Source organism: Paraburkholderia sp. Cpub6 (assembly GCF_014201065.1).
Taxonomy (GTDB): Bacteria; Pseudomonadota; Gammaproteobacteria; order Burkholderiales; family Burkholderiaceae; genus Paraburkholderia; species Paraburkholderia tuberum.
In genome coordinates, this window is sequence record NZ_JACHDM010000017.1 from 64,803 (window position 1) to 91,124 (window position 26,322).

Here is a 26,322-nt window from a genome sequence, read left to right on the forward strand (position 1 = left end):
AGGTCAACCGAGACTGCGGTTGCCGAAAATGAGCGCGGACAGTAGCCACGACACGATGCTGTACAGGATCGAGCCGAAGAACGCCGACCAGAAGCCCGACACCTCGAAGCCCTTCAGCAGCGACGCGCACAGCCAGAAGCACAGCGCATTGACGACCAGAATGAAGAGTCCGAGCGTGAGGATCGTGACGGGCAGCGTCAGCAGGATCAGCAGCGGCCGCAGCAGCGTATTGATGAGGCCGAGCACGATCGCGACGATCAGCGCGGTACCGAAGCTACGGATATGGATCGACGGAACGATGTAGGTGATGATCAGCAGCGCGAGCGCGTTGATGAGCCAGGTCAGCAGCACGGTCATGTAGAACTCCTTGTAAGCACCTGTGCGGAGAAGATGTCCAGCAAACGGAAAGCGGCGCTGGCGAACAAAGCGGCGCATTGCGCGCCGCCCCGGGATCGGACCGTCAAGCTTTTACCGCCGCCCGCGTGGCCGGGCGCGCGAACGCGCGCATCGAGCCGCGGACGGCCGCGTGCTTAATAGCGGTAGTGGTTCGGCTTGAACGGACCGTTCTTGTCGACGCCGATGTAGCCGGCCTGCGCGTCGGACAGCACGGTCAGGTTCGCGCCGATGCGCGCCAGATGCAGACGAGCGACCTTCTCGTCGAGATGCTTCGGCAGCACGTACACCTTGTTTTCGTACTTCGCGCCCTGCGTGAACAGTTCGATCTGCGCGAGCGTCTGGTTCGTGAACGAGTTCGACATCACGAACGACGGGTGGCCCGTCGCGCAGCCGAGGTTCACGAGGCGGCCTTCGGCCAGCAGGATCACGCGCTTGCCGTCCGGGAAAATGATGTGGTCGACTTGCGGTTTGATGTTTTCCCACTGGTACTGACGGGTCGACGCGACGTCGATTTCCGAGTCGAAGTGGCCGATGTTGCAGACGATCGCGTTATGACGCATCGCCTTCATGTGATCGTGGTTGATCACGTGGTAGTTGCCGGTCGCGGTCACGAAGATGTCGGCCTTGTCGGCCGCGTATTCCATCGTCACGACGCGGTAGCCTTCCATCGCCGCTTGCAGCGCGCAGATCGGATCGATTTCGGTGACCCACACGGTCGCGCCCAGACCGCGCAGCGATTGCGCGCAGCCCTTGCCCACGTCGCCGTAGCCGGCCACGACCGCGATCTTGCCCGCGATCATCACGTCGGTCGCGCGCTTGATGCCGTCGACGAGCGACTCGCGGCAGCCATACAGGTTGTCGAACTTCGACTTCGTGACCGAGTCGTTGACGTTGATGGCCGGGAACGGCAGGCGGCCTTCCTTTTCCATCTGGTACAGACGGTGCACGCCGGTGGTGGTTTCTTCGGTGACGCCCTTGATCGCCGCGAGGCGCTTCGAGTACCACGTCGGGTCGATTTCGAGGTGCGCGGCGATCGACTTGTACAGCGCGACTTCTTCTTCGTTGGTCGGCCTGGCGATCACCGAGCGGTCTTTTTCGGCCTTCGAACCGAGGATCAGCAGCAGCGTCGCGTCGCCGCCGTCGTCGAGGATCATGTTGGCGAGCTCGCCGTTCGGCCATTCGAAAATGCGGTGCGAGAACTCCCAGTATTCATCGAGCGATTCGCCCTTGAACGCGAACACCGGCGTGCCGGCCTGCGCGATCGCGGCGGCGGCATGGTCCTGAGTCGAGAAGATGTTGCACGAGGCCCAGCGTACGTCCGCGCCGAGCGCGGTCAGCGTCTCGATCAGCACGCCGGTCTGGATCGTCATGTGCAGCGAGCCGGCGACGCGCGCGCCCTTCAGCGGCTGCTGCGCCTTGTACTCATCACGGGTCTGCATGAGGCCGGGCATTTCGGTCTCGGCGATCGTGAGTTCCTTGCGGCCCCAAGCGGCGAGCGACATGTCGGCGACAACGTAATCCTGCTTCTGGGAATCGATGACTGCGGCGTTCATCACGCCCTCCTTTCTAAGAAATTGACTAGAAATGTGACGTGAGCGCGGTTTGAGGCAGCGTTCGGATTCGCGCGATGCGCATTCCATGCTGCCAATTGAAGCCTTCGAGCCTGGCGGGCGGCCGGCGAATGCGGATTCGCGGTACCCGTCGCAACGCTCCTCGAAGACGAACGGCGATTGTAGCAAATCGAGATGACTTCGGCGTGCGCCGGATGGTGCGGCAGCGCGCTGGTTCAGATCGGCAACAGCCCCAGCATCGGCGCGAGCAGCACCATGGCGACGCCGGCGATCATCATCGTCAGGCTGGACACTACGCCCTCCTCGCTGCCGAGCTCGCGTGCCTTCGCGGTGCCGACGCCGTGCGCGGCCGCGCCGAACAGCGCGCCGCGCGCGAGCCGCGTGCGCAGCGGCACGAACGCGAGCACGATTTCGCCGAACAGCATGCCGCAGACGCCGGTCGCGATCACGAACAGCGCGGTCAGGTCCTTCGGCGCGTGAATCCTGTCGGACACGGCGAGCGCGAATGGCGTCGACACCGAACGCGTCATCAGGCTGCGCTGCAAGTCCGGCGACAGGTGCAGCAGCTTCGCGAGCATCAGCGAGCCGCCGACGCCGACCAGAATGCCCACCGTCACGCCGACGGACAGCGAGATCCAGTGGCGCCTCAAGAGTGCGCGGTACTCGTAGATCGGCACGGCGAACGCGACCGTCGCGGGGCCGAGCAGCCACATCGGCCAGCGCGTGTCCTCGAAGTAAAGCGAATACGGAATGTGCGCGAGTACGACGATCGCGACGAGCGCGGCCGGCACCGTCAGCATCGGCGTGAGCCACGGCGAGCGCACGCGCGCATACAGCGCCTTCGACGCGAAGTACAGCGCGATCGTCAGCACGAGGCAGCCGGCCGCGATCAGGCGCGAGGCGTCGTCGGCCAACAGCGAAGCGAACGGGAGCGGGTTCATCGGCGCTCGCGCGACAGACTGCCTGCCTTACGCGCAACCCGCACGCGGCGCAGCGCGAAACGCCGTTCGACGCGCGCGGCCTGATCGACAGCGAACGCCACCGCGACCATCACCATCAGGGTGCCGGCGATCACCACCAGCGCGAGGCGCCAGCCGTCCGCGCGGAACAGGCCACCGTATTGCACGGCGGCGACTGCCGCCGGAATGAAGAACAGCAGCATGTCGGACAGCAGCCAGTCCGCGCCGGCCTTGACCCAGCGCGGCGCGATACCGCCACAGAACAGCAGCGCGAGCAGCACGACGAGGCCGACCACGCCGCCCGGCACCGGCAGATGCAGCCGCCGCACGATGAAATCGGCGCCAATCCACAGCGCCGCGATCGCGGCGCTTTGCACGGCGATGCGTGCGACACGGCCGAAGCCGCCCGCGTCCCCACTTGAGCCGCCACCGGCGGGACGCGCGGAACGGGCGAAAACTGGCGCGGACACGACATCCCCTGGCTGGCGTGGAAGGCACTTAGTATGGGGCTCGCCGCGCCATAAACAAAATGACTTACAATCATCGAAATCATTCCAAACTGGAATTCTGGAGACCACGCTCATGGAACTCCGCGCGCTGCGCTATTTCGTCGAAGTGGTCCGTCAGCAAAGCTTCACCGTCGCCGCTGAGCAGATGTTCGTCACGCAGCCGACCGTCAGCAAGATGGTCAAGTCGCTGGAAGACGAAATCGGCTCGCCGCTGCTGCTGCGCGACGGCCGCCAGATGGTTCTCACCGACGTGGGCCGGATCGTCTATCAGCGCGGCCAGGACGTGCTCGCCGCGCACGCGCAACTGCAGGCCGAGCTGAACGATCTCGACACGCTCGGGCGCGGTGAACTGGCAATCGGCATTCCGCCGATGGGCGGTGCGCTCTTCACACCCGCAATCGCCGCGTTCCGCCAGCGCTATCCGAAGATCGAGCTGAAGCTGTTCGAGCAGGGCTCGCGCGCGATCGAAGCCGCGCTGATCAACGGTGAACTGGAACTGGGCGGTGTGCTGCAGCCGGTCGACCCCGACAACATCGACGTGCTGCCGATGTCGCGCCAGCTGTTGTGGCTCGTCGCGCGCGCCGGCTCGCGCTGGGATGCGTTGAACGAGGTGCCGCTCGCCCAACTCGCCGATGAGCCGTTCGTGTTTTACGGCGAAAGCCTCGCGCTGAATGACGTCGTGTTGAACGCGTGTCGCGCGGCGGGATTTGCGCCCGCGATCGTCGGACGCAGCGCGCATTGGGACTTCATGGCGGCGCTGGTGCTGGCCGGCGTCGGCATCGCGCTGCTGCCCGCGCCCTATTGCCGGCGGCTCGATCCCGCGCAGTTCACCTGCCGCCCGGTCGTCGAACCGGAGATCCCGTGGGAGATGGCGATCGGCTGGCGCCGCAACGGCTATCTGTCGCACGCGGCGCGCGCGTGGCTCGACGTCGCGCGCGAAACGCTGCCGACACACGTCAGCGACGATTTCATACTCGGACCGGGGATCGGCTTTAACGGAATCACAGCGCCGCAAGGCGCTCTGCCACCCTCAGGCGAGTGACGGGCGGCGTCCGGCCGCCGGCCGCGTTACGCCGCTCGCGTTTGCCGACCTCCTTGCAAACGGCGATCAAACCGCCTGCGCCGGCATGTCACCTGGGTTCGGGGGCGTCACCGTCGCCGACCTCCCCGCTCCGTCTCGCCGGCTCGTCGCGATCAACTCCGCCGCCCGTTCACCGATCATCACCGTCGGCGAATTGGTGTTGCCGCCGATCAGGGTCGGCATGACCGACGCATCGACGATCCTCAACCCCGTCACGCCGCGCACGCGCAATTGCGGATCGACGACCGAGCGCGCGTCGCCGCCCATCCGGCAGGTCGCGACCGGGTGATAGATCGTGTCCGCGCGCTCGGCGATCGTCTGGCGCAGTTCCGCATCCGATTGCCCTGGCCGCGTGTATAACTCCTCGCCGCCGTGCAGCGCGAGCGACGGCGCGCCGAGAATGCGCCGCGCCATCTTCGCGCCCTCGACGAGCAGATCGAGATCGCGCGCATCGCTCAGAAAGCGCGGATCGATCAGCGGCGCGACACGCGCATCGGCGCTTGCGAGCGTCACGGTGCCGCGGCTATGCGGACGCAGCACGCATACATGCAGCGAATAGCCGTGGCCCCAGTGCATATGGCGGTTGTGATCGTCGACGATCGCCGCGCAGAAATGCAGTTGCAGATCGGGCCGCGCGAGCGTCGGCCGGCTCTTCAGAAAACCGCCCGCCTCGGCGACGTTGCTCGTCAGCATGCCGCGCCCGTGTCGCATGAAGGTCACGAATTGCGGCAGCATCCGCGCGATGCCGCGCACCGAGAAGCCGGTGGGCTCGATCGACCTCACGCGCTTGTTGATCGTGAAATCGATGTGATCGATCAGGTTCTGGCCGACCTCGGGCGCATCGTGAAGCACGTCGATGCCGAGCGAGCGCAGATGCGCGGCCGGCCCGATGCCCGAGCACATCAACAGTTGCGGCGAGTTGAACGCCCCAGCGGCGAGCACGACCTCGGCGCGCGCCGCGAGCGTTTCGGCGCGGCCGCCGCGCACGATTTCGACGCCGCTCGCGCGCTTGCGGTCGAACACGACGCGCAGCACGGTCGCGTCGGCCATCGTGTGCAGATTCGCGCGCGGCCGGTCGTAGATGTACGCGCGCGCGACGCTGCAACGGCGCCCGTCACGTTGCGTGACCTGATAGAAGCCGATGCCTTCCTGGTCCGCGCCGTTGAAGTCGTCGTTCGCTTTGTAGCCCGCTTCGAGCGCGGCCTGCACGAAGCGCCTGGAAAACGGATTCCTGAAGCGCAGATCGGACACGGTCAGCGGACCGGCCTCGCCATGCCACGCATCGGCGCCGCGCTCGTTGTCTTCGGCGCGGCGAAAATACGGCAGCACCTCGGCCCACGACCAGCCGTCGCAGCCGAGCCGCGCCCACTCGTCGTAATCGAGCGGATGGCCGCGCGTGTAGATCATCGCGTTGATCGCGCTCGATCCGCCGAAACCGCGTCCGCGCGGCTGATAGCCCTGGCGACCGGCGAGCCCCGGCTGCGGCGTGGTCAGGTAGCCGTAGTTGGTCTTCAGTCTATTCGGCACCACGACCGCGACGCCGACCGGCATGTTCACCAACAGATTGCGCCCGGTATGCGGACCGGCCTCGATCAGCGCGATGGTCGCGTCGGGACAGCTATCCGCGAGACGGCTCGCGAGCGTGCAGCCGCCCGAGCCCGCACCGACGACGATGTAGTCGTATTGCATGCGCTCCTCCTGATGGGCCGCGTTGCTCGCGGACCCTGTCTCGTGCACACTTGTCTACGTGTGTTTTCTGCGCATTGTAGGGAGCGTATTGGGGCTGCGGCGGCTCCCTGACAGAACGATTCCTCTAAACGCCGGCGGCAACACGCCCCTATGATGAAAGGCGCGTACGGCCCGCGCGCGCCTTCCAAACATGGCGCGACGCGCGCCCTCCTTCCGGCATGCGGCATCACGCGCGGCGCTCGAACAGATGCGACAAAGCGCATCGCGGATGCCGTCGGCAAAGCGGCGCACAATAGCGAAAGCACGGAGACAGCAGATGGAACGGCACGGCTTCGGCCAGACTCATGAGGTGACGAATCAGGCACCGCCGCTCGCGGACTACAACCTGTTCGCGAGCGACGCCGCTTTGAGCGCGGCCGTCGATCGCGACGGCGCGAGCTGGCATCGCGAGGCGCTGCTGCGACACGGCGCGACGCTGACGACGCCCGACACGCTCGCGCTCGCGGAGCTCGCCAACCGCCATACGCCGGAGCTGGTCACGCATAGTCCGCGCGGCGAGCGCATCGACGCGCTCGAGTTCCATCCCGCGTGGCATGAACTGCTCGCGCTGCTGCGCCGCGAAGGGCTACACGCGCTGCCGTTCGCCGAGCCGCGAAGCGGCGCGATGGCCGCGCGCTGCGCCGGCTACTTCATGCATGCACAGATCGAATCCGGCTCGCTGTGCCCACTGACGATGACATTCGCGAGCATTCCGGTGTTGCGGCGCGAATCCACGTTGTTCGATACGCTGCGCGACCAGTTGTACACACGCGAGCACGATCCGCGCGACGTGCCGCTCACGCAAAAGCGCTCGGCGATGATCGGCATGGGCATGACCGAGAAACAGGGCGGCTCCGACGTGCGCAGCAACCGGACGCGCGCCCATGCGTTCGACGGTGCCGGCGGACACGGCGGCGCCTACCGGCTCGTCGGTCATAAGTGGTTCTTCTCGGCGCCGCAGTGCGACGCCCATCTGGTGCTCGCGCGCACCGACACGCACGAGGGGCTGTCGTGCTTTTTCGTGCCGCGCTTCGCGCCGGACGGCAGCAAGAACGCGGTGCAGATCCAGCGTCTGAAGGACAAGCTCGGCAATCGCTCCAACGCAAGCAGCGAAGTCGAATTTCTCGACGCGTACGGTGTGATGATCGGCGACGAAGGACGCGGCGTGCCGACCATCATCGAAATGGCGAGCTACACGCGGCTCGACTGCGTGATCGGCAGCGCCGCGCTGATGCGTGCCGCGCTCGTGCAGGCGGTCCATCATGCGCGGCATCGCAGCGCGTTCGGCCGGCACCTTGCCGAGCAGCCGCTGATGCGCAACGTGCTCGCCGATCTCGCGCTCGAATCCGAAGCGGCTACGGTGCTGTTCATGCGCCTCGCGCGCGCGTTCGAGGAATCCGCCGACGCGTCGTCGGCTTCATCGGCCGAACGCGCCTGGCGGCGCATCGTTACGCCTGCCGCGAAGTACTGGGTCTGCAAGCGCGCGCTCGAATTCACCGGCGAGGCGATGGAAGTCTGGGGCGGCAACGGCTACGTCGAAACCGGGCCGATGGCGCGCTTCTATCGCGAGGCGCCGGTCAATTCGATCTGGGAAGGCTCGGGCAACGTGATGTGCCTCGACGTGCTGCGCGCGATGGAGCGCGAGCCGCAGGCCGCGCAAGCGCTGTTCGCCGCCTGGCAGGACGTCGCGCGCGCGCATCCGGCGCTGGGCGCGGCGCTCGCGCGTCTCGCCGCGACGCTGAACGGACCGGCCGAACCGCGCGAGGCGTCGGCGCGACGTATCGCGCAGCAGATCGTGCTGATCGCGCAGGCGACGCTGCTCGCGCAGCACGCGCCCGCCGGGGTCGCCGACGCGTTCATCGCGACGCGTCTCGCCGACGGCTGCGGCGAAAGCGGCCGCGTGTACGGCACGCTGCCGGCCACGTTCGATCACGCGGCGATCGTCGAGCGCGCCTTTCCCGCGTAACCGCGGCGGGCGCGCTAACCCCGAGCGCGCCGCTCGCAACTCCGACTCAACCTCAAACCAATATAAGTGCGCTCGAGGCGCACGGTCATCCGTCTGGGAGTGGACTCACATGAAGAACGATGTGCCGGAGGTCGCCGCGCTCCAAGCACTGTTGCGTGATCAACGTCACGCGTATCTGCGCGCGCCGTATCCGTCGTGGGACACGCGCGCGACGCATCTGCGTGCGCTGCGCAAGCTGATGCTCGACAATCGCGACGCGCTCGCCGACGCGATGCACGCGGACTTCGGCAATCGCGCGAAGGAAGAAGTGCTGCTCGCCGAATTCCTGCTCGTGAAGGAAGAAATCGATGCCGCGCTGCGTCACGGCAAGCGCTGGATGAAAGCGCAGCGCCGCCGCACCAACAAGTGGCTGCTGCCGGCGCGCGCGAAGGTGGTGCCGCAGCCGCTCGGCGTGGTCGGCATCATCGTGCCGTGGAATTATCCGGTGCTGCTCGCGGTCGGGCCGTTGATCAGCGCGCTGACGGCCGGCAATCGCGCGATCATCAAGATGTCCGAGCTGACGCCGCGCACCTCGGCGCTATTCGAGCTGCTGATCGGTCAGACGTTCGCGCGCACTCACGTCGCGGTCGTCAACGGCGATGCGGCGCTCGCGGCCGCGTTCAGCGCGCTGCCGTTCGATCATCTGCTGTTCACCGGCTCGACGAAGGTCGGTCACGAAGTGATGCGCGCGGCGGCCGAGCATCTGACGCCGGTCACGCTCGAACTCGGCGGCAAGTCGCCGGCGCTGATCGGCGCGCATGCGCGTTTCGACAACGCGGTCGACAATCTGATCGCCGGCAAGACGCTGAACGCGGGGCAGACCTGTGTGGCGCCCGACTACGTGCTGGTGCCGCGCGGCAAGGAGCAGGCGTTCATCGAACGGGCGCGCGTGCGGATGGCGAGGATGTATCCGGACTTCGCGCAGAACCCGGATTACACGTCGATCATTTCTTCGCGGCACTTCGAGCGGCTCGAACGTCTCGCCGACGAAGCGCGGGCTGCGGGCGCGCAATTGCATGCGCTGACCAACGCGACGCCCGATGCCGGGAGCCGGCGCTTTCCGCTGATCGCCGTGACTGGCGCGCCGGACGAATGCGCGCTGATGCAGGAGGAGATTTTCGGGCCGCTGTTGCCGCTCGTGCCGTACGACACGCTCGACGACGCGATCGCGTGGATCAATGCTCGGCCGCGGCCGCTGGCGCTTTATCTCTATGCCGACGATGCGCGGACGGTTGAGCGTGTCACGCATGAAACGATCGCCGGCGGCATGGCGGTTAACGAGACGCTGATGCATCTGGCATGTGAGAGTTTGCCGTTCGGCGGGGTCGGGGCGAGTGGGATGGGGGCGTACCACGGGTACGAGGGGTTCGTTACTTTTTCCAAGATGAAGCCCGTGCTCATGCAGGCGCGGTTGAATGCGCGCGGGTTGATTTCGCCACCGTACGGGAGGCGCGTGAACGCGGTGTTGAAGTTGATGATGAGGTTTTGATTTTGCCCCTGGGCGGGGTGAGGCCTTTTTTGTCGTTGTTCTGGCTTTTTTGGCCTTTCCTTGCTGACTTATCGGTCTATTAGCGTTGCCCCTGTGCGGGGCGGCACCTACTTTCTTTGCTGCTGCAAAGAAAGTAGGCAAAGAAGACAGCTAAAACCGCCAACTCTTAAGCGGGTCCCCTGGCTTGGAAGGGGTAGTGGTGCATCTGGAATCCGGGCCCCCGCACATTCCCCCGTTCGTGACAAAGCCATCATCCCTCCCACTCCGCACTACGTGCGTCGCGGACGGGTCTGCCAGGGAAACCAATGGTTCGGCCCGCGCAGCGGGGGCCCTCGGCTGCGCCTCGGCGATGCGCCGAAACAACCAGTGGTTTTTGAGCGGGGTTTCGGCGCGCGTAGCGCCGACGGAAGAATGACTGCTTTGTCACTGGCGCCGAATGTGCGGGAGCACGGATTCCAGATGCACCACTACCTCATGCAGACCGAGGGACCCGCTTAAGAGTTGGCGGTTTGAGCTGTCTTCTTTGCCTACTTTCTTTGCAGCAGCAAAGAAAGTAGGTGCCGCCCCGCACAGGGGCAACGCTAATAGACCGATAACAAAGCAAGGAAAGGCCAACACCGCAAAGAACAACGACAAAAAAGCGCCCGCCCTGCAGAAGGGCAAACACACACCTTCAGTGATCCACAGTACTAGCGCCGCCAGGCACATCAGTAGCAACAACATCAACCACATCCGGCGCGCCAGCGCCATTGCCCGTCTCAGCATCAACCCCACTCTCGAGCCGATGCAACCAGGCCAGCAACTCGGCGACAGCCTGATAAAGCTGCGGTGGAATCCGCGCATCCAGATCGACTTGCATCAGCAGCGACACCATCTCGGGCGCCTCATGCACATAGAGCCCTGCCTCCTTCGCGCGCTGCACGATCATCTCAGCGAGCAGCCCATACCCCTTGGCGACCACACGCGGAGCGGGCTCGCCGCCATGAGCGTCATAAACAAGCGCAGCCGCGCTGCGACGATGGGTGCGGCTCATCAGATATCCCATTCGAGGTCGTCGCGCGATGCGGCGCCCGACGCCGACGCCGTCGACGTGGCCACAGCCGCCGACGCCGACCGTGCATACGCGCTCGCGGCCTGCGCACCCGCCGCCGAGGTGCCCGCCGCGGTAGTACCAGGCACACCGCCGCCGATCTCGCGAATCGTCAAACCCTGCAGCTCGAGCCCCGCCGCCGCGAGCCGCTGACGGAAACCGTCCCCCTGCATCGCGAGCCGCGCGGCGCCCCGCGGACTCGCCTGCACGCGCGCGCTCAGCCGGGTGCCGGTCAGCGTCAGTTCGGCATCGACGGTGCCGAGCGTCGGCAGCGACAGCGTCAGGCGCGTGCGCCACGGCCGGTCGTCCTCGCTCGCGAGGCCGCCGCCGCTGCGGTCCCATTCGTCGCCATCCTGCTCGATCGTCCAGTCCAGACGCGCGCCGGGCCACGCCTCGCCGGTCCAGCGGAACTGTCCGGTCGCAAGCAGATCGAGCTGCTGGCGCACGAGCGGCACCGTCGCCGGATGCACCGCCGCCGCCATCGCCTGCGCGCTCTGCGACGAGCCGGCATCGGCCGCCTGAGACACCGCGCTGTGCAGCCCCGCGTGTGTGGACTGGCCATTCAGGTCGGACACCGAGCTGGCCAGCAGCTCGCCCGCGACGAGTCGCGCGGCCTGCGCGGTCAGGATCGACGGCATCGCGTGCATGGCAGGGTTGTTCTCGGCAACGTTCGCCGTGCCGCGTGGCGTTGCCTCGGCGGCTCCGTTCGCCGCAGCGGTCCGCGCGCTCGCGTCGCCAGCGTCGGCGCTCCAGTCGGGAGGCAATTGAGAATCTGCGACGAGCTGGTTCTGCGCCTCGTTCGCCAGTTGGGCCGGCGAGCGCTGGCCGACCAGCCACGCCGCGAGATGCGCCTCGTAGAACAGGCCGCTGTCGGCGAGCGTCTGTTGCAGCGCGGCCGCGAGCGCCGCGACCGGCACTTCGGTCGCCGCCACGCTCGCGGTGGCGGTCGCGGTTGCGCTGGCGGCGGCGTTGGGATTGGTATTGGTGCTGGCAGCAGCGGCGGAATCGCCGGCAGCGAAATTGACTGTCGCGGCGCCCGCCGCATCGGTCAGCGGCAAGCTTTCGATGGCGACGTCGAGCGCCGGCGCGGCCGCCCAGATCGGCGCGCGGCCGAGCACCGCCGGTGTGGCCTCGCCGCCTGAGTGCGCAATCGCATTCAGCGTCAGCGCGACGGCCGACAGCGCGGTTTGCGCGGACGGCTGGGGCGCGGGCGTCACGTTCGCAGGCGCCGCGGGAACCGCGGTATCGACGCCGGCCGCGCCGGTCTGCGAGGTGGTCGCGGTTCCCGGCGCGATGCTGAGCAGGCTGTCGATCCGGCTCGACAGCACCGAAGCGAGGGCCGAATCGATTCCGTTCATGCCGGTTCCTTGGTCGCATCCGCGGCAACGCGCGCGATGCTCTGATTGCTCCGATCCTTCAGACGCATGCGGCGTGGCGCCAGCTCACGCGCGCGCCCGCTCGCGCTCAGCGCGCCCCGTACAACTCCTTCAGCACGCGCGTCGACTGGCCGGCGAACAGCGCCGACAGATGCGCCATGCACGGATTCGCGAGGTCGCGGATCGCGGCGTCGTCGGCGAGGATCTGGCGGATCAGCGCGTACTTGCGCAGGCGTTCGGCCTCGTCGAGCTTGACGCCCACGTCGGCTTCGCGCAGCGCTTCGACCAGCTGCCGATACTCTTCCTGCAAGTGCACCAGGTCGTTCCACAGTGCACGACGGGCCGCCATCAGCATGCGGCAGGACAGCGCCGCGATCGCCTCGTAGCGGGCAAAATATTCTGCGTTCGATGTCATCTCAGGCTTTCCGCGGCTGGCTGTGCTGCCATCCGCGCGATCTCCGGGGCTATCCCGATCCATGCCTCTTCGAGCGTCGCGAGCAGACGGTCCACCTCCACGAGCATCGCCTCGCTCTGATTGATATTGGCTTGCAACAGTCGACGCGCCATATAGTCGTACAAAGCATTGAGCCGTTCGGCGATTTCGCCGCCCACCTCGAGGTTGAGCGACTGCTGCAGCCCGCTTTCGATGATCCGGATCGCCTTGCTGATCGCCATGCCACGCTCGGCCACGTTGCCCTGCTGCAAATGCATGCGGCTTTGCGCGATCGCCTGGCGTGCGCCCTGGTACAGCAACACGATCAGACGATGCGGACTTGCGCCCATCACGGATGTTTCGATACCGACACGCGCATACGCGTTGGCTCCAGCGTGCCCTTGGGAAAACATCGGCGCTCCTCCTCTGATACTGGCTGCGGTTAAGTCGTGGCGTGGCCGCGCGGCGCGTCGACGCGCCGGTCGCTGACCTGTAATTGGGTTATCGGATGCGCGACGACAAAGCTTTAGTCCGGTGTAAGGAGGATCGAAAGCGCCGCTGGGCGGGCACGGGATCGTCGGACGGGACTCGTGTGGACCTTCAGGCGGTCCTTCAGGCAGTCCTTCAGGCGGACACGCGCGATCCCGCTCAGATCGACATCTGCGCGATGTCGTTGTAGGCGGAGACCAGCTTGTTGCGCACCTGCAGGCCGAACTGGAAACCGATGTTGGCCTTCTGCATGTCGACCATCACGTCGTTCAGCGACACGTTCGACGCACCGAGCTCGAACGCCTGCGACTCGCCGACCGCCTTCTGCTGGTCGTCGCTGATCTTGTCGAGCGAAGCCTTCAGCGCCGCCGCGAAGCTGGTGGGCGTCGCCGCGCCGGATTGATCCGCCGCCGGGCTCGCGTCGCCGGCCGCCTGCGCCGCCATCGCCTGCATCTGTTGCAGCGCCGACGATAGCGCGTTCACGGGCATGGTCATGTTTTCTCCGTTGGATGTGCGATCGGACCGCCGGACGGTGTACCGATCTGGACGAAAGCATAGCAGCGGCTCCTCGCGGAAAGTCCCGAAACTAGAGGGGAAACCCGGCTCTATTCAAGCAATCGGGTTGAGCGGCGCTGCGGATAATTTCAAAGGTGAAAGTCTCTGTCCGTCCGCCCAGCCCCGGCGCGGCATCACGACAGAACGCCAAGGCATTCCCCGGAGAAACCCGACGCATGGATTCGTCAGCCAACTCTTTGATCAACCCCGACGCCCGTATGGGGCTCGCCGGCGCGCAGCCCGCTGCCGGTCAGGCCGGTAGCGGCCAGGCCGGCGGCACTGCCGACCTCGGTGGCCTCGGCGGCCTGGGAGGTATCGGCGGCAATTTCGGCCAGCGTCTGTCCGGACTCGCGCAGATGCGCGGCAACCCGCGCGCGCCGCTCGTGTTCGCGGTCGCGCTGCTGGTGGCGGTCGTCGCCGGCCTGTTCCTGTGGTCGCGCGCGCCCAGCTACAAGGTGCTCTACAGCAATCTGTCCGACCGCGACGGCGGCTCGATCATCACCGCGCTGCAGCAGGCCAATATTCCGTACAAGCTGTCCGAAAGCGGCAGCGCGATCCTCGTGCCGGCCGAGCAGGTCCACGAGATGCGCCTGCGCCTCGCATCGCAGGGGCTGCCGAAGAGTGGCTCGGTCGGCTTCGAACTGATGGACAACCAGAAATTCGGCATCAGCCAGTTCGACGAGCAGATCAACTATCAGCGCGCGCTCGAAGGCGAACTCGAACGCACGATCGAAGCGATCTCGAGCGTCAAATCGGCGCGCGTGCATCTCGCGATTCCGAAGCCGAGCGTGTTCGTGCGCGACAAGGAAGCGCCGTCGGCGGCGGTGCTCGTGAACCTGTACCCGGGCCGCGTGCTCGACGAAGGGCAGGTCGTCGCGATTACGCACATGGTGGCGTCGGCGGTGCCGGAAATGCCGGTGCGCGGCGTGACGATCCTCGACCAGGACGGCAACCTGCTCACGCAGCCCACCAATGGCAGCGGACTCGATGCGACCCAGCTGAAGTTCCGCCAGCAGATCGAGCGCAACACCCAGCAGCGCATCGACTCGATCCTCGCGCCGCTGTTCGGCGCCGGCAACGCGCGCTCGCAGGTCAGCGCCGACATCGACTTCTCGCACAGCGAGCAGACCTCCGAGAACTACGGCCCGAACGGCAATCCGCAGCAGGCCGCGATCCGCAGCCGGCAGTCGAGCAGCGCCACCGAAATGTCGCAAGGCGGCGCCTCGGGGGTGCCGGGCGCGCTGTCGAACCAGCCGCCGCAGCCGGCCTCCGCGCCGATCGTGGCGGGCAACGGCGCGAGCTCGGTCACCACGACGCCGGTCAGCGACCGCAAGGATTCGACCACCAACTACGAGCTCGACAAGACCGTGCGCCACGTCGACCAGCCGATGGGCGGCATCCGCCGGCTGTCGGTCGCGGTGGTCGTCAATTATCTGCGGGTCGTCGATCCGAAGGGTCACGTGACGATGCAGCCGGTCAGCGCCGACAAGCTCGCGCAGATCACCCAGCTCGTGAAGGACGCGATGGGCTTCGACGCGTCGCGCGGCGACTCGGTCAACGTGGTCAACAGCGCGTTTACCACCGAGCTCGACCCGAACGCCGACCTGCCGTGGTGGCGCACGCCCGACATGCTCGCGCTGTACAAGCAGATCGCGACGTACCTCGGCATCGGCGCGGTGGCCCTGTTCCTCTACTTCGTGATGGTGAAGCCGGCGTTGCGCCGCGCCTTCCCGCCGCCGCCCGAGCCGGTTGCCGCGCTGATGGCGCCCGACGAACCGGTGCTGCTCGACGGCATTCCGGCCGAGGAGCGCGATGGCGCGGTGGTCGAAATCGAAGCGGATAGCGAGCAGCTCGCGCTCGAAAACGCGAAGCACAAATACGAGCGGAACCTGGAGTTCGCGCGCAGCATCGCGCGTCAGGATCCGAAGATCGTAGCAACCGTCGTCAAGAACTGGGTGTCCGATGAGCGCTGAAGGCGTAGTGAAGAGCGCGCTGCTGCTGATGTCGATCGGCGAGGAAGAGGCGGCGCAGGTGTTCAAGTTTCTGGGCCCCCGTGAGGTTCAGAAAATCGGCGTCGCGATGGCCGCGCTGAAGAACGTCACCCGCGAACAGGTCGACGAGGTGCTGCAGGAGTTCGTGCGCGAGGCCGAGCAGCACACCGGCATGTCGCTCGATTCGAGCGATTACATCCGCTCCGTGCTGACCAAGGCGCTCGGCGACGACAAGGCCGGCGCGATCATCGACCGGATCCTGCAGGGCAGCGACACGAGCGGCATCGAAGGCCTGAAGTGGATGGACTCGGCGGCGGTCGCGGAACTGATCAAGAACGAGCATCCGCAGATCATCGCGACGATCCTCGTGCATCTGGACCGCGATCAGGCTTCGGAGATCGTCGGCTGTTTCACGGACCGGCTGCGCAACGACGTGCTGCTGCGGATCGCGACGCTCGACGGCATCCAGCCGGCCGCGCTGCGCGAGCTCGACGACGTGCTGACCGGCCTCCTGTCCGGCAGCGACAACCTGAAGCGCAGCCCGATGGGCGGTATCCGCACGGCGGCCGAGATTCTGAACTTCATGTCGAGCAACCACGAGGAAGGCGTCATCGAAAACGTGCGCCAGTACGACGCCGAGCTCGCGCAGAAGATCATCGACCAGATGTTCGTGTTCGAGAACCTGCTCGACCTCGAAGACCGCGCGATCCAGCTGCTGCTGAAGGAAGTCGAATCCGAAGCGCTGATCATCTCGCTGAAGGGCGCGGCGCCCGCGCTGCGTCAGAAGTTCCTGTCGAACATGTCGCAGCGCGCGGCCGAGTTGCTCGCCGAAGACCTCGACGCGCGCGGCCCGGTACGCGTGTCCGAAGTCGAGACGCAGCAGCGCCGCATCCTGCAGATCGTGCGCAACCTGGCCGAGAGCGGACAGATCGTTCTAGGCGGCAAGGCGGAAGATGCCTATGTCTGATCCGAACGCCCCGGCAAAGGAAAGCCTCTCGGCCTACCAGCGCTGGGAGATGGCGTCGTTCGACCCGGCTCCGCCGGCGCCGCCGCCGGCCGAACCCGAGTTCGACGAGCGCGCGTTCGAAGCCGAACTCGAGCACCGCCGCGAAGCCGCGCATGCACAGGGCGTCGCGTCCGGTCATGTGGCCGGCCAGGCGCTCGGCTATCAGGCGGGCTATGACCAGGGGCACGCGCAGGGTTTCGCGCAAGGCCAGACCGAGGCGCGCGAGGAAGCGATGCGGCTCGCCGCGCTCGCCGAAACCTTCAAGAGCGCGCTCGATGGCGCGCAGCACGCGATCTCGGAAACGCTGATCGCACTCGCGCTCGACATCGCGCAGCAGGTCGTGCGCCAGCACGTGCAGCACGACCCGACCGCACTGATCGCGGCCGCGCGCGAGGTACTCGCGGCCGAGCCCGCGCTCGCCGGCGCACCGGCGCTGATCGTGAGTCCCGCCGATCTGCCGGTCGTCGAGGCGTATCTGCTCGATGAATTGCAAACGCGCGGCTGGACCGTGCGCACCGACGCATCGGTGGAGCGTGGCGGTTGCCGCGCGCAAGCCGGCACCGGCGAGGTCGACGCGGGCATCGAGACGCGCTGGCAGCGCGTCGCCGCCGCGCTCGGCAAGGTGAGCACGTGGTGAAGCCGACGCTCGACGAGATCCGCGCGAGCGATCTGACGCCGCTCGAACGCGAGCTCGCGTTGGCGTCGTTCGGCGCCGAGGCGCTGGCCGATGTCGAGTCGGCCGGTATTCCGGAGCCCCCGGATGCGGCATGGCACGCTCCTGCGAGCGCACATCCGGCGACAGGCGCGGCGGCGAGCCGCGAGTCCGCCGCGACGGACCACGCCGCGCGCAGTGCTTGCGCCGCGCACGCTCCGCACGCGCCGTCCTACGATCCCGCGCTCGACATCAATCCCCACATGCAGGCATGGCGCGGCCAGCTCGACGCGCTGCGCGCGCGCAACGCGATCGCGAAGCCGCTGCGCGCGTGCGGGCGTCTGACACGCGCGGCCGGTCTCGTGCTCGAAGCGGTCGGCCTGCGTCTGTCGGTCGGCGCCGAAGTGATGATCGAGTTGCCGCCCGGCAGTTCGCTGCCGATGGCCGAAGCCGAAGTGGTCGGCTTCTCCGGCGACAAGCTGTTCCTGATGCCGATCACCGAAGTGATCGGGCTGTTGCCCGGCGCGCGGGTCTTTCCGCTCGAAAGCGCGCCGATCGCCGACCCGCTCGCGGGCGCGAAGCGTCTACCGGTCGGCTGGGAATTGCTCGGCCGCGTGCTCGACGCATCCGGCCGTCCGCTCGACGGGCTCGGCCCGCTCGGCACGCAAAAGGACGCGCCGCTGTCCGCGCCGGTCATCAATCCGCTCAATCGCGAGCCGATTCACAAGGTGCTCGACGTCGGCGTGCGCGCGATCAACTCGCTGTTGACCGTCGGTCGTGGTCAACGGATGGGGCTGTTCGCGGGTTCGGGCGTCGGTAAATCTGTGCTGCTCGGCACGATGGCGCGCTACACCAGCGCCGAGGTGATCGTGATCGGCCTGATCGGCGAACGTGGCCGCGAAGTGAAGGAGTTCATCGAACAGATTCTCGGCGAGGAAGGGTTGGCGCGCTCGGTCGTGATCGCCGCGCCGGCCGACGTGTCGCCGCTGTTACGGATGCAGGCCGCCGCGTACTCGACCTCGCTCGCCGAATACTTCCGCGACCAGGGCAAGCACGTGCTGCTGCTAATGGATTCGCTGACCCGTTACGCGATGGCGCAGCGCGAGATCGCGCTCGCGATCGGCGAGCCGCCCGCGACCAAGGGTTATCCGCCGTCGGTGTTCGCAAAGCTGCCGGCGCTCGTCGAGCGCACCGGCAACGGACCGGCGGGCGGCGGCTCGATCACCGCGTTCTACACGGTGCTCACCGAAGGCGACGACCAGCAGGACCCGATCGCCGACTCGGCGCGCGCGATTCTCGACGGCCACATCGTGCTGTCGCGCTCGCTCGCCGAAGCCGGCCACTACCCTGCGATCGATATCGAAGCGTCGATTAGCCGGGCAATGACCGCGCTGATCGACGATAACCATCTGAATAAAACGCGTATGTTCAAGCAGATGCTGTCGCGCTATCAGCGCAACCGCGATCTGATCAACGTCGGCGCGTATTCGAGCGGGCGCGACGCGGTGCTCGATCGCGCGATCGCGCTGTATCCGCGGATGGAAGCGTTCCTGCAGCAAGGCTTTCGCGAGTGCGCGAACTTCCAGCCGAGCATCGACATGCTGAACGCGCTGTTTGCTTAGGGCCGAGGAGGCTGACGATGTCGAAACATTTTCCGATCAAGACGCTGATCGGTCTCGCGCAGGACGACGTGGACGCCGCCGCGCAGCGGCTCGGCCGCGCGCAGCGCGAGCGCAACGACGTACAGGCGCAACTCGATGCACTCGTGCAGTACCGCGACGAATACTACGCACGCTTCATGGAGAGCGCGCAGTCGGGCATGCCGGCCGGCAACATGCGCAACTTCCAGGCGTTCATCGACACGCTCGATGCCGCGATCGAGCAGCAGCGCAGCCTGCTGGCGGCGGCGAGCGCGCGCCTCGAGGCGGCGAAGCCCGACTGGCAGCGCCACAAGCAGAAGCTCGGCTCGTACGAAGTGCTGCAGGCGCGCGGCGAGGCGGCCGAGGCGAAGGTTGCGGCGCGGCGCGAACAGCGCGACGCCGACGAATATGCGGCGCGGAGTCTGCGCATGCGAGCCGACGGCGCGTGAGGCCTTGCCTCGCGGCTAACGCCCTTCGGCACACCCGTTCGACCGATTCACAGGATTCTTTATGTCGCTTCTTTCACAGATCGGCTCCCAACTGAGCACGCTGCTCGACACGAGCGGCAATGGGTCGAGCAGCGCGTCCGCGAACGCCGCGGGGAGCCCGTTCGCGCAGACCTTGCAGCAAAGCATCGACCAGCAGAACAGCGCGAATCAACAGCAGACCAGTTCAGCGACGGCGTCGCAAGCCTCGGCGCCGAGCGCGCCCAGTGCGCCGCCGCCCGCTTCCGCGTCTGCTCCCGCTTCCTCGCAGCAGAGCGCGAGCGGCAGCCAGAACGGCAACGGCACAGCGAGCAACGCGGCCAGCAGCAGCGCGTCATCGCCGTCGTCCACGCCGTCGGCGACACCAACGCAGCAGGCATCGAACAGCCAGGCGAGCGCGACGCAAGCCAGGCAGAAAGACACCAAGGCGCAAACCGACGCTGGCGCGCTCGCCGCGGCTGCGGCTGCCGCCCAGGCTCAGGCGCAAGCGCAGGCACAGGTCGTCGCCAACAACGCCGACTCGAACGCCACCACCACGACCGATGCCGCGAGCTCGGCCGCCGATGCGGTGAGCGCGCTGGCCGGCACGGCCACGAGCGCGCTCGCGGCCACCGCGGCAAGCAGGAAAGGCGCGGTCGATCCGAAGTCGCTGCAGGAAGCGTTGCAGAGTGCGCTGTCCGCGCTGTCGAGCGGCCAGGGCGCGGTGCCCGCGGCCGCGCTTGCTGCCGGCGCGGCCGCGAAAGCCGCGAGCGTGTCGAGCGCGGCGGGCGGCTTGGGCAGCACGAAAAACGGCCTGAACGGCACGTCGGACGACAAGACGCTCGCGGGCGGCCTGTTCGGCAACGGCAAGGGCGCCTCGACGACCCACGCGACGTCGACGGCGACGGCCGCCGCGACCGCGCTGGCCGATCCGTCGGCAGCGAAGTCGGCCGCCGATGCGTTGAGCGCCGCGGCCGCGACGAGCGGCCAGGCGGACAACCTCGCATCGGCACGCAGCGCGTCCGAGGCGGCGAACGCCGCGCTGGCCGCGACGCAGGCGGCAGCGAACGCCGCGAGCACGACGGCGGCAGCGCAGAGTACGGGCAATGCGAGCGCGGCCGCCGCCGCGAATGCGTTGACGCCGCAGGTCGGCACGAGCGACTGGGAAGACGCGCTGAGCCAGAAGGTGGTGTTTTTGTCGAATGCGCATTCGCAGAGTGCTGAGCTGACGCTCAATCCGAAGGATCTGGGGCCGTTGCAGGTCGTGTTGCAGGTGGCGGATAACCATGCGCATGCGCTGTTCGTTTCGCAGCACCAGTCGGTGCGGGAGGCGGTCGAGGCGGCGTTGCCGAAGCTTCGCGAGGCGATGGAGTCGAATGGGATTGGGCTTGGCAGTGCGAGTGTGAGTGATGGGTTTGCCCGGCAGAGCGGGCAACAGCAGCAGAGCGCTGGCGCGGGTGGGGGGAATGGGAAGAGGGGTAGTGGTGGTGGGGGCGCCCTTGCAGGGGACAGCTCCAGCGATGCCATCGGGAATGTTGCCGTGCGGCAGCAGGTTGGATTGGTCGATACGTTTGCCTGAAGCGAGGCGGGGCGCTTTTTTGTCGTTGTTCTGGTGGTGTTGGCCTTTCCTTGCTTTCTTGTCGGTCTATTAGCGTTGCCCCTGTGCGGGGCGGCACCTACTTTCTTTGCTGCTGCAAAGAAAGTAGGCAAAGAAGACAGCTCAAACCGCAAGCTCATAAGCGGGTCCCCTGGCTTGGAAGGGGTAGTGGTGCATCTGGAATCCGTGCCCCCGCACATTCCCCGTTCGTGACAAAGCCGTCATCCCTCCCACTCCGCACTACGTGCGTCGCGGACGGGTCTGCCTGGGAAACCAATGGTTTGGCCCGCGCAGCGGGGGCCCTCGGCTGTGCCTCGGCGATGCGCTGAAACCACCAGTGGGTTTTGAACGGGGTTTCGGCGCGCGTAGCGCCGCCGGAAGAATGACTGCCTTGTCACTGGCGCGGAATGTGCGGGAGCACGGATTCCAGATGCACCACTACCTCATGCAGACCGAGGGACCCGCTTAAGAGTTGGCGGTTTGAGCTGTCTTCTTTGCCTACTTTCTTTGCAGCAGCAAAGAAAGTAGGTGCCGCCCCGCACAGGGGCAACGCTAATAGACCGACAAGACAACAAGGAAAGGCCAACAAAGCCAGAACAACGAAAAAAGCCCCGCCCTGCAAGGGGCAACGCCAATAGACCGATAAGTCAGCAAGGAAAGGCCAACAAAGCCAGAACAACGACAAAAAAAAAGCCAAAAACCAGAAACGGCCAGAAATAGCCAGAAATAGCCCTTCTTTTCGACCCATAGCGCCGCAGGCAAATCAACAACAATCACCCTAACCCTTACTAGGCCAGCAACAAGCTGGCAAACCAAATGGCAACCACGACCGCCCCGCAACAAGCCGCGCCCGCCTCGCCGGGCCCCATGAAGCGCATCATCCTGATCGTCCTCATTGCGCTGATCGCCGCGGGCGCTGCCGGTGCCGGCGTGTGGTTCTTCATGTCGAAGCGCGTACCCGTCGCCGTATCGGCCGAAGCCGCGCCGGCGCAATCCGCCGTGCCGCTGTTCTTCCCGCTCGAATCGATGACCGTCAACCTGCAATCGGACGACGGCCAGCAACACTTCCTGCGCATCGGCCTCACGCTCAAGCTCGGCGATGCCGCCACCCAGCAGGCGCTCACCGATCACATGCCGGAAGTGCGCAGCCGCATCCTGCTCGCGCTGTCGAACAAGCACCCCGAAGAACTCGCGCCGCTCGAAGGCAAGCGCGCGCTCGCCGAAGAGCTGAAGACGCTGATCACCGAGCCGACCGACAAGAGCGTCGCACCGATCCGCGTGCAGGACGTGCTGTTCACCGAATTCGTCGTGCAGTGACGTGACGTTGTCAAGCGCTGCCATCATCAATCGCCAAGGGACGCACGAGGAATAAGCAATGGGCCACGAAGAGTTCATGTCCCAGGAGGAGGTCGATGCCCTTCTGAAGGGCGTCACCGGCGAATCCGACACGGAATCCGAGCAAAACGACCGCACGGGCGTGCGGCCGTACAACATCGCCACGCAGGAACGTATCGTCCGTGGCCGAATGCCGGGCCTCGAAATCATCAACGACCGCTTCGCGCGCCTGTTGCGCGTCGGCATTTTCAACTTCATGCGGCGCTCGGCGGAAATTTCCGTCGGCCCGGTGAAGGTGCAGAAGTACAGCGAGTTCACGCGCAACCTGCCGATCCCGACCAACCTGAACCTGGTCCACGTGAAGCCGCTGCGCGGCACGTCGCTGTTCGTGTTCGATCCGAACCTCGTGTTCTTCGTGGTCGACAACCTGTTCGGCGGCGACGGCCGTTTCCATACGCGCGTCGAAGGACGCGATTTCACGCAGACCGAGCAGCGCATCATCACGAAGCTGCTCAATCTGACGTTCGAGCACTACGCGGCGTCATGGAAGAGCGTGCGTCCGCTGCAGTTCGAATACGTGCGCTCGGAAATGCACACGCAGTTCGCCAACGTCGCGACGCCGAACGAAATCGTCATCGTCACGCAGTTCTCGATCGAGTTCGGCTCGACGGGCGGCACGCTGCACATCTGCATGCCCTACTCGATGATCGAGCCGATCCGCGACGTGCTCTCGTCGCCGATCCAGGGCGAGGCGGTGGACGTCGACCGACGCTGGGTGCGCGTGCTGTCGCAGCAGGTGCAGGCCGCCGAAGTGCAGCTGAGCGCCGATCTCGCGCAGGTGCCGGTCACGTTCGAACAGATCCTGAACATGCGCAAAGGCGATGTTCTGCCAATCAACATCCCCGAGCACATCACCGCGAAAGTAGACGGCGTGCCGGTGATGGAATGCGGCTACGGAATTTTCAATGGTCAGTACGCGTTGCGGGTCCAGAAGATGGTCAGCGCAGCCGACACGATGAAGGAAGGTGGATATGAGTGACCTGAACGCAAAGCCCGAGACCGATCTCGCGGCAGCCGAGCAACTCGCCGCCGGTGAGCTGTCCGCCGTGGAAGACGACGCGGCGATGGCCGACTGGGCAAGCGCGCTCGCCGAGCAGAACGGCAACGACGAAATCAACCCGGCCGCGGGCGCCGTGTTCCAGCCGCTGTCGAAGGCCGCGCCGACCTCGACGCACAACGACATCGACATGATCCTGGACATTCCCGTCCAGATGACGGTCGAACTCGGCCGCACCAAGATCGCGATCCGCAATCTGCTGCAGCTCGCGCAGGGCTCGGTCGTCGAACTCGACGGCATGGCCGGCGAACCGATGGACGTGCTCGTCAACGGCTGCCTGATCGCGCAGGGCGAGGTGGTGGTCGTCAACGACAAGTTCGGTATCCGGCTGACCGACATCATCACGCCGTCCGAACGCATCCGGAAACTCAATCGATGAAACGTTTGGCAGGTCGCGGCGTGCTGCTCGCGTCGTTTTTCGCGTCCACCGTCGCGCACGCCGCCGACATGAACGCGGTCAACAACGCCGCGAAGATCGCCTCCGGTGTCGGCGCGGGTAGCGCGGTGCCGGCGCTCGGCGTCGGCGCGGTCCTGCAAACCTTCGTCGGGCTCGCGGTCGTGATCGGCCTCGTGTTCGGCTGCGCGTGGCTCGCGCGACGCTTCGGCCTGCAACCGGGCCAGCGCGGCGGTCTTGTGAAGACGGTCGGCGGCGCTTCGCTCGGTGGCAAGGAACGCGTCGCGGTCGTCGAGATCGGCGATACGTGGCTCGTGCTCGGCGCCGCGCCCGGCAACGTGCGGCTGCTGCATACGATGCCGGCGGGTTCCGCAGCGGCCGATACGGTTGCCGCTTCGCCAGCACCGCTTTCCGGTACTTTTGGTCAACGCTTTCGCGACGCCCTGAAAGGCGAAGTGGGCAAACGTTTCAACGCGCACCGCGGCGGGGATCGGTAATGCAGGTCAGTTTCGGGCAGTCAGCCTGGTTCTTCACGCTTACGCGCCGTGCGGGGCGGGCGCTCCCCGCAGCGCTTCAACTCGCGCTGCCGGCACTGCTGTTCGCGCTGCCGACGCTGTCTTTCGCGCAAACCGCCGGCCTGCCGGCGTTCACGACGAGCCCCGGCCCCAACGGCGGCACGACCTACTCGCTGAGCGTGCAGACGATGCTGCTGCTCACGATGCTGTCGTTCCTGCCCGCGATGGTGCTGATGATGACGAGCTTCACGCGCATCGTGATCGTGTTGTCGCTGCTGCGCCAGGCGCTCGGCACGACCACGACGCCGCCGAACCAGGTGGTCGTCGGTCTCGCGCTGTTTCTGACGCTGTTCGTGATGTCGCCGGTGCTCGATAAGGCCTATAACGAAGGTTACAAGCCGTTCTCCGAAGGCACGATGCCGATGGATCAGGCGGTGGCGCGCGGCGTCGCGCCGTTCAAGACCTTCATGCTGCGTCAGACCCGCGAAAGCGACCTTGCGCTGTTCGCGCGCATCTCCCACGCGGCGCCGATGCAGGGGCCCGAAGACGTGCCGCTGTCGCTGCTGGTGCCGTCGTTCGTGACGAGCGAGTTGAAGACCGGCTTCACGATCGGCTTCACGATCTTCATTCCGTTCCTGATCATCGACATGGTGGTCGCGAGCGTGCTGATGTCGATGGGCATGATGATGGTGTCGCCGGCGACGATTTCGCTGCCGTTCAAGCTGATGCTGTTCGTGCTCGTCGACGGCTGGCAGTTGCTACTCGGCTCGCTCGCGCAGAGCTTCGTCTGATATTTTTTCGACTCCTTGTTCCTCAGGCACTCACGATGACACCCGAAGCAGTCATGACGCTGGCCCACCAGGCCATGTACGTCGGCCTCGTGCTGGCCGCCCCGCTGCTGCTCGTCGCGCTCGTCGTCGGTCTGGTCGTGAGCCTGTTCCAGGCTGCCACGCAGATCAACGAAAGCACGCTGTCGTTCATCCCGAAGCTGCTCGCGATCGCGCTCACGCTGGTGATCGCCGGACCATGGATGCTGACCACGATGCTCGACTATCTGCGCCACACGATCACCAGCATTCCGACGCTCGTCAACTGAGCGCCGCTGGCACGCCTGCCCTCCCCACTCCATGTTCACGGTCACCTACGCGCAACTGAACGTCTGGCTGACCGCGTTCCTGTGGCCGTTCGCGCGCATCGCCGCGCTGATCGCGACCGCGCCGGTGTTCGGCAACATGTCGCTGCCCTCGCGCGTGAAAATCGGTCTCGCCGCGTTCGCGACGATCATCGTCGCCCCGACGATCGGCGCGCTGCCGCAGGTCACCGTGTTTTCCGCGGCCGGCGTGTGGATTCTCGTCAACCAGTTCCTGATCGGCATCGCGCTCGGCGTGACGATGCAGGTCGTGTTCCAGGCGATCGACGCGACCGGCTACTTCATCGGCCTCGGCATGGGCCTTGGCTTCGCGACCTTCTTCGACCAGCAGGCGACCGGCTCGGGCGTCGTGATCTCACGCTACATGACGACGATCGCGACGCTGGTGTTTCTCGCCGTCGACGGTCATCTGCAGATGATCGCCGCGCTCGTGACGACGTTCCAGTCGGTGCCGGTGTCGGCGAACCTGCTCGCGCCGCACGGTTGGCAGACGCTCGCGAACTGGGGCGGCTCGATCTTCTCGGCGGGGCTGCTGCTCGCGTTGCCGGTCGTCGTCGCACTGCTGATCGCGAACCTCGCGCTCGGCATTCTCAATCGCGCGGCGCCGCAGATCGGCGTGTTCCAGATCGGCTTTCCGCTGACGATGCTGGTCGGCCTGCTGCTCGTGCAGCTGATGCTGCCGAACATGATCCCGTTCTTCGTGCGCTTGTTCGATAGCGGCATCGATGAGATGGGACGGGTCGCGGCGGCGCTGGGATAACGCCGAAAATCGCGGACATA

Annotated in this window: 27 protein-coding genes and 1 riboswitch; of the genes, 16 read left to right on the top strand and 11 right to left on the bottom strand. The window is 66.3% G+C overall.

The annotated features are described in order from the left end of the window. Positions 1–3 precede the first annotated feature (3 nt). The 4 genes from HDG33_RS24820 to HDG33_RS24835 form a co-directional block, all read right to left on the bottom strand. Positions 4–357 (bottom strand): phage holin family protein, encoded by a 354-nt coding sequence (locus tag HDG33_RS24820; RefSeq protein ID WP_090805530.1) that lies wholly within the window; start codon positions 355–357, stop codon positions 4–6. A 173-nt stretch (positions 358–530) separates the two neighbouring features. Then, on the bottom strand, positions 531–1,949 hold the full coding sequence (ahcY, locus tag HDG33_RS24825) for an adenosylhomocysteinase (RefSeq protein WP_184034812.1): 1,419 nt from the start codon (positions 1,947–1,949) through the stop codon (positions 531–533). A 33-nt stretch (positions 1,950–1,982) separates the two neighbouring features. Then, positions 1,983–2,117: riboswitch (S-adenosyl-L-homocysteine riboswitch) on the bottom strand. Positions 2,118–2,182: 65 nt separating this feature from the next. Beyond that, complete coding sequence (locus HDG33_RS24830) at positions 2,183–2,908, bottom strand: LrgB family protein (protein ID WP_184034815.1); 726 nt, start codon at positions 2,906–2,908, stop codon at positions 2,183–2,185. Further along, a complete protein-coding gene (locus HDG33_RS24835) occupies positions 2,905–3,396 on the bottom strand; it encodes a CidA/LrgA family protein (RefSeq protein WP_184034818.1) in 492 nt (163 codons plus the stop codon). Before HDG33_RS24835 ends, HDG33_RS24830 begins: the two co-directional genes overlap by 4 nt. A 112-nt stretch (positions 3,397–3,508) precedes the next feature. Here HDG33_RS24835 and HDG33_RS24840 point away from each other — a divergent pair, with 112 nt between their 5' ends. Beyond that, complete coding sequence (locus HDG33_RS24840; protein ID WP_184034821.1) at positions 3,509–4,477, top strand: LysR family transcriptional regulator; 969 nt, start codon at positions 3,509–3,511, stop codon at positions 4,475–4,477. 66 nt (positions 4,478–4,543) lie between these two features. On the opposite strand, the gene HDG33_RS24845 is transcribed toward HDG33_RS24840, so the two are convergent. Then, the gene (locus HDG33_RS24845) at positions 4,544–6,205 is read right to left on the bottom strand and encodes a GMC family oxidoreductase (protein WP_184034824.1); all 1,662 of its coding nucleotides are present in this window, start codon (positions 6,203–6,205) and stop codon (positions 4,544–4,546) included. Positions 6,206–6,521: 316 nt separating this feature from the next. Here HDG33_RS24845 and HDG33_RS24850 point away from each other — a divergent pair, with 316 nt between their 5' ends. Both HDG33_RS24850 and HDG33_RS24855 read left to right on the top strand, forming a co-directional pair. Then, a complete protein-coding gene (locus HDG33_RS24850) occupies positions 6,522–8,210 on the top strand; it encodes an isovaleryl-CoA dehydrogenase (RefSeq protein WP_184034827.1) in 1,689 nt (562 codons plus the stop codon). 109 nt (positions 8,211–8,319) lie between these two features. After that, entirely contained in the window at positions 8,320–9,738 is a 1,419-nt protein-coding gene (locus HDG33_RS24855) for a coniferyl aldehyde dehydrogenase (RefSeq protein ID WP_184034830.1), read from the top strand. Positions 9,739–10,411: 673 nt separating this feature from the next. Here the strand turns inward: HDG33_RS24855 and HDG33_RS24860 are convergent. The 5 genes from HDG33_RS24860 to fliE all read right to left on the bottom strand — a co-directional run bounded on the left by HDG33_RS24860 (position 10,412) and on the right by fliE (position 13,621). After that, a complete protein-coding gene (locus HDG33_RS24860; RefSeq protein ID WP_184034833.1) occupies positions 10,412–10,771 on the bottom strand; it encodes an EscU/YscU/HrcU family type III secretion system export apparatus switch protein in 360 nt (119 codons plus the stop codon). After that, positions 10,771–12,186, bottom strand: a complete 1,416-nt coding sequence (locus HDG33_RS24865) for a flagellar hook-length control protein FliK (RefSeq protein ID WP_184034836.1) — start codon at positions 12,184–12,186, stop codon at positions 10,771–10,773. The genes HDG33_RS24860 and HDG33_RS24865 overlap by 1 nt, the downstream gene beginning before the upstream one ends. Before the next feature lie 106 nt (positions 12,187–12,292). After that, positions 12,293–12,619, bottom strand: coding sequence for a flagellar protein FliT (locus tag HDG33_RS24870; RefSeq protein WP_184034839.1), 327 nt, complete (start codon positions 12,617–12,619; stop codon positions 12,293–12,295). Continuing rightward, positions 12,616–13,050 (bottom strand): flagellar export chaperone FliS, encoded by a 435-nt coding sequence (fliS, locus tag HDG33_RS24875; protein WP_090802543.1) that lies wholly within the window; start codon positions 13,048–13,050, stop codon positions 12,616–12,618. The genes HDG33_RS24870 and fliS overlap by 4 nt, the downstream gene beginning before the upstream one ends. 235 nt (positions 13,051–13,285) lie before the next feature. Next, complete coding sequence (gene fliE, locus HDG33_RS24880; RefSeq protein ID WP_184034842.1) at positions 13,286–13,621, bottom strand: flagellar hook-basal body complex protein FliE; 336 nt, start codon at positions 13,619–13,621, stop codon at positions 13,286–13,288. A gap of 236 nt (positions 13,622–13,857) precedes the next feature. Between fliE and fliF the strand changes: the two genes are divergently transcribed. The 6 genes from fliF (at position 13,858) to HDG33_RS24910 (ending at position 21,013) form a co-directional block, all read left to right on the top strand. After that, positions 13,858–15,654 (top strand): flagellar basal-body MS-ring/collar protein FliF, encoded by a 1,797-nt coding sequence (gene fliF, locus HDG33_RS24885; RefSeq protein WP_184034845.1) that lies wholly within the window; start codon positions 13,858–13,860, stop codon positions 15,652–15,654. Continuing rightward, on the top strand, positions 15,644–16,639 hold the full coding sequence (fliG, locus tag HDG33_RS24890; protein WP_018418745.1) for a flagellar motor switch protein FliG: 996 nt from the start codon (positions 15,644–15,646) through the stop codon (positions 16,637–16,639). The genes fliF and fliG overlap by 11 nt, the downstream gene beginning before the upstream one ends. Beyond that, a complete protein-coding gene (gene fliH, locus HDG33_RS24895) occupies positions 16,626–17,315 on the top strand; it encodes a flagellar assembly protein FliH (protein ID WP_184034848.1) in 690 nt (229 codons plus the stop codon). The genes fliG and fliH overlap by 14 nt, the downstream gene beginning before the upstream one ends. After that, positions 17,309–18,952 carry a flagellar protein export ATPase FliI gene (gene fliI, locus HDG33_RS24900; protein WP_184034851.1) on the top strand — a complete coding sequence of 548 codons (1,644 nt, stop codon included), beginning with the start codon at positions 17,309–17,311 and terminating at the stop codon, positions 18,950–18,952. The genes fliH and fliI overlap by 7 nt, the downstream gene beginning before the upstream one ends. 17 nt (positions 18,953–18,969) lie before the next feature. Further along, positions 18,970–19,419 carry a flagellar export protein FliJ gene (gene fliJ, locus HDG33_RS24905; protein ID WP_018418748.1) on the top strand — a complete coding sequence of 150 codons (450 nt, stop codon included), beginning with the start codon at positions 18,970–18,972 and terminating at the stop codon, positions 19,417–19,419. A gap of 61 nt (positions 19,420–19,480) precedes the next feature. Further along, positions 19,481–21,013 (top strand): flagellar hook-length control protein FliK, encoded by a 1,533-nt coding sequence (locus tag HDG33_RS24910; RefSeq protein ID WP_184034854.1) that lies wholly within the window; start codon positions 19,481–19,483, stop codon positions 21,011–21,013. A gap of 412 nt (positions 21,014–21,425) precedes the next feature. Here the strand turns inward: HDG33_RS24910 and HDG33_RS24915 are convergent, their stop codons facing one another. Next, entirely contained in the window at positions 21,426–21,779 is a 354-nt protein-coding gene (locus HDG33_RS24915) for a hypothetical protein (protein ID WP_184034857.1), read from the bottom strand. 68 nt (positions 21,780–21,847) lie between these two features. Here HDG33_RS24915 and fliL point away from each other — a divergent pair, with 68 nt between their 5' ends. Genes fliL through fliR form a run of 7 tightly spaced genes read left to right on the top strand, consistent with a single transcriptional unit; the run spans position 21,848 to position 26,302 of the window. Continuing rightward, positions 21,848–22,348, top strand: coding sequence for a flagellar basal body-associated protein FliL (gene fliL, locus HDG33_RS24920; RefSeq protein WP_184034860.1), 501 nt, complete (start codon positions 21,848–21,850; stop codon positions 22,346–22,348). Between the two features lie 58 nt (positions 22,349–22,406). After that, positions 22,407–23,405, top strand: coding sequence for a flagellar motor switch protein FliM (gene fliM, locus HDG33_RS24925; RefSeq protein ID WP_184034863.1), 999 nt, complete (start codon positions 22,407–22,409; stop codon positions 23,403–23,405). After that, positions 23,398–23,862 carry a flagellar motor switch protein FliN gene (fliN, locus tag HDG33_RS24930; RefSeq protein ID WP_090802529.1) on the top strand — a complete coding sequence of 155 codons (465 nt, stop codon included), beginning with the start codon at positions 23,398–23,400 and terminating at the stop codon, positions 23,860–23,862. Before fliM ends, fliN begins: the two co-directional genes overlap by 8 nt. Then, complete coding sequence (gene fliO, locus HDG33_RS24935; RefSeq protein ID WP_184034867.1) at positions 23,859–24,374, top strand: flagellar biosynthetic protein FliO; 516 nt, start codon at positions 23,859–23,861, stop codon at positions 24,372–24,374. The genes fliN and fliO overlap by 4 nt, the downstream gene beginning before the upstream one ends. Continuing rightward, positions 24,374–25,183 (top strand): flagellar type III secretion system pore protein FliP, encoded by an 810-nt coding sequence (gene fliP / locus HDG33_RS24940; protein ID WP_184034872.1) that lies wholly within the window; start codon positions 24,374–24,376, stop codon positions 25,181–25,183. Before fliO ends, fliP begins: the two co-directional genes overlap by 1 nt. Positions 25,184–25,218: 35 nt before the next feature. Then, complete coding sequence (gene fliQ / locus HDG33_RS24945; RefSeq protein WP_090802525.1) at positions 25,219–25,488, top strand: flagellar biosynthesis protein FliQ; 270 nt, start codon at positions 25,219–25,221, stop codon at positions 25,486–25,488. Between the two features lie 31 nt (positions 25,489–25,519). Beyond that, the gene (gene fliR / locus HDG33_RS24950; RefSeq protein WP_184034875.1) at positions 25,520–26,302 is read left to right on the top strand and encodes a flagellar biosynthetic protein FliR; all 783 of its coding nucleotides are present in this window, start codon (positions 25,520–25,522) and stop codon (positions 26,300–26,302) included. Positions 26,303–26,322: the final 20 nt, after the last annotated feature.

Excerpts from the sequence above, each read along its gene's own strand:
- fliL (WP_184034860.1), top strand. The coding sequence starts at position 21,848 with ATGGCAACCACGACCGCCCCGCAACAAGCCGCGCCCGCCTCGCCGGGC.
- HDG33_RS24910 (WP_184034854.1), top strand. The coding sequence starts at position 19,481 with ATGTCGCTTCTTTCACAGATCGGCTCCCAACTGAGCACGCTGCTCGAC.
- HDG33_RS24820 (WP_090805530.1), bottom strand. The coding sequence starts at position 357 with ATGACCGTGCTGCTGACCTGGCTCATCAACGCGCTCGCGCTGCTGATC.
- fliE (WP_184034842.1), bottom strand. The coding sequence starts at position 13,621 with ATGACCATGCCCGTGAACGCGCTATCGTCGGCGCTGCAACAGATGCAG.
- fliG (WP_018418745.1), top strand. The coding sequence starts at position 15,644 with ATGAGCGCTGAAGGCGTAGTGAAGAGCGCGCTGCTGCTGATGTCGATC.
- fliF (WP_184034845.1), top strand. The coding sequence starts at position 13,858 with ATGGATTCGTCAGCCAACTCTTTGATCAACCCCGACGCCCGTATGGGG.
- fliH (WP_184034848.1), top strand. The coding sequence starts at position 16,626 with ATGCCTATGTCTGATCCGAACGCCCCGGCAAAGGAAAGCCTCTCGGCC.
- HDG33_RS24830 (WP_184034815.1), bottom strand. The coding sequence starts at position 2,908 with ATGAACCCGCTCCCGTTCGCTTCGCTGTTGGCCGACGACGCCTCGCGC.
- HDG33_RS24850 (WP_184034827.1), top strand. The coding sequence starts at position 6,522 with ATGGAACGGCACGGCTTCGGCCAGACTCATGAGGTGACGAATCAGGCA.
- HDG33_RS24855 (WP_184034830.1), top strand. The coding sequence starts at position 8,320 with ATGAAGAACGATGTGCCGGAGGTCGCCGCGCTCCAAGCACTGTTGCGT.
- fliM (WP_184034863.1), top strand. The coding sequence starts at position 22,407 with ATGGGCCACGAAGAGTTCATGTCCCAGGAGGAGGTCGATGCCCTTCTG.
- fliN (WP_090802529.1), top strand. The coding sequence starts at position 23,398 with ATGAGTGACCTGAACGCAAAGCCCGAGACCGATCTCGCGGCAGCCGAG.
- HDG33_RS24860 (WP_184034833.1), bottom strand. The coding sequence starts at position 10,771 with ATGAGCCGCACCCATCGTCGCAGCGCGGCTGCGCTTGTTTATGACGCT.
- fliP (WP_184034872.1), top strand. The coding sequence starts at position 24,374 with ATGCAGGTCAGTTTCGGGCAGTCAGCCTGGTTCTTCACGCTTACGCGC.
- HDG33_RS24840 (WP_184034821.1), top strand. The coding sequence starts at position 3,509 with ATGGAACTCCGCGCGCTGCGCTATTTCGTCGAAGTGGTCCGTCAGCAA.
- fliO (WP_184034867.1), top strand. The coding sequence starts at position 23,859 with ATGAAACGTTTGGCAGGTCGCGGCGTGCTGCTCGCGTCGTTTTTCGCG.
- ahcY (WP_184034812.1), bottom strand. The coding sequence starts at position 1,949 with ATGAACGCCGCAGTCATCGATTCCCAGAAGCAGGATTACGTTGTCGCC.
- HDG33_RS24845 (WP_184034824.1), bottom strand. The coding sequence starts at position 6,205 with ATGCAATACGACTACATCGTCGTCGGTGCGGGCTCGGGCGGCTGCACG.
- HDG33_RS24870 (WP_184034839.1), bottom strand. The coding sequence starts at position 12,619 with ATGACATCGAACGCAGAATATTTTGCCCGCTACGAGGCGATCGCGGCG.
- HDG33_RS24865 (WP_184034836.1), bottom strand. The coding sequence starts at position 12,186 with ATGAACGGAATCGATTCGGCCCTCGCTTCGGTGCTGTCGAGCCGGATC.
- fliJ (WP_018418748.1), top strand. The coding sequence starts at position 18,970 with ATGTCGAAACATTTTCCGATCAAGACGCTGATCGGTCTCGCGCAGGAC.
- HDG33_RS24915 (WP_184034857.1), bottom strand. The coding sequence starts at position 21,779 with ATGGGTCGAAAAGAAGGGCTATTTCTGGCTATTTCTGGCCGTTTCTGG.
- fliQ (WP_090802525.1), top strand. The coding sequence starts at position 25,219 with ATGACACCCGAAGCAGTCATGACGCTGGCCCACCAGGCCATGTACGTC.
- fliR (WP_184034875.1), top strand. The coding sequence starts at position 25,520 with ATGTTCACGGTCACCTACGCGCAACTGAACGTCTGGCTGACCGCGTTC.
- fliS (WP_090802543.1), bottom strand. The coding sequence starts at position 13,050 with ATGTTTTCCCAAGGGCACGCTGGAGCCAACGCGTATGCGCGTGTCGGT.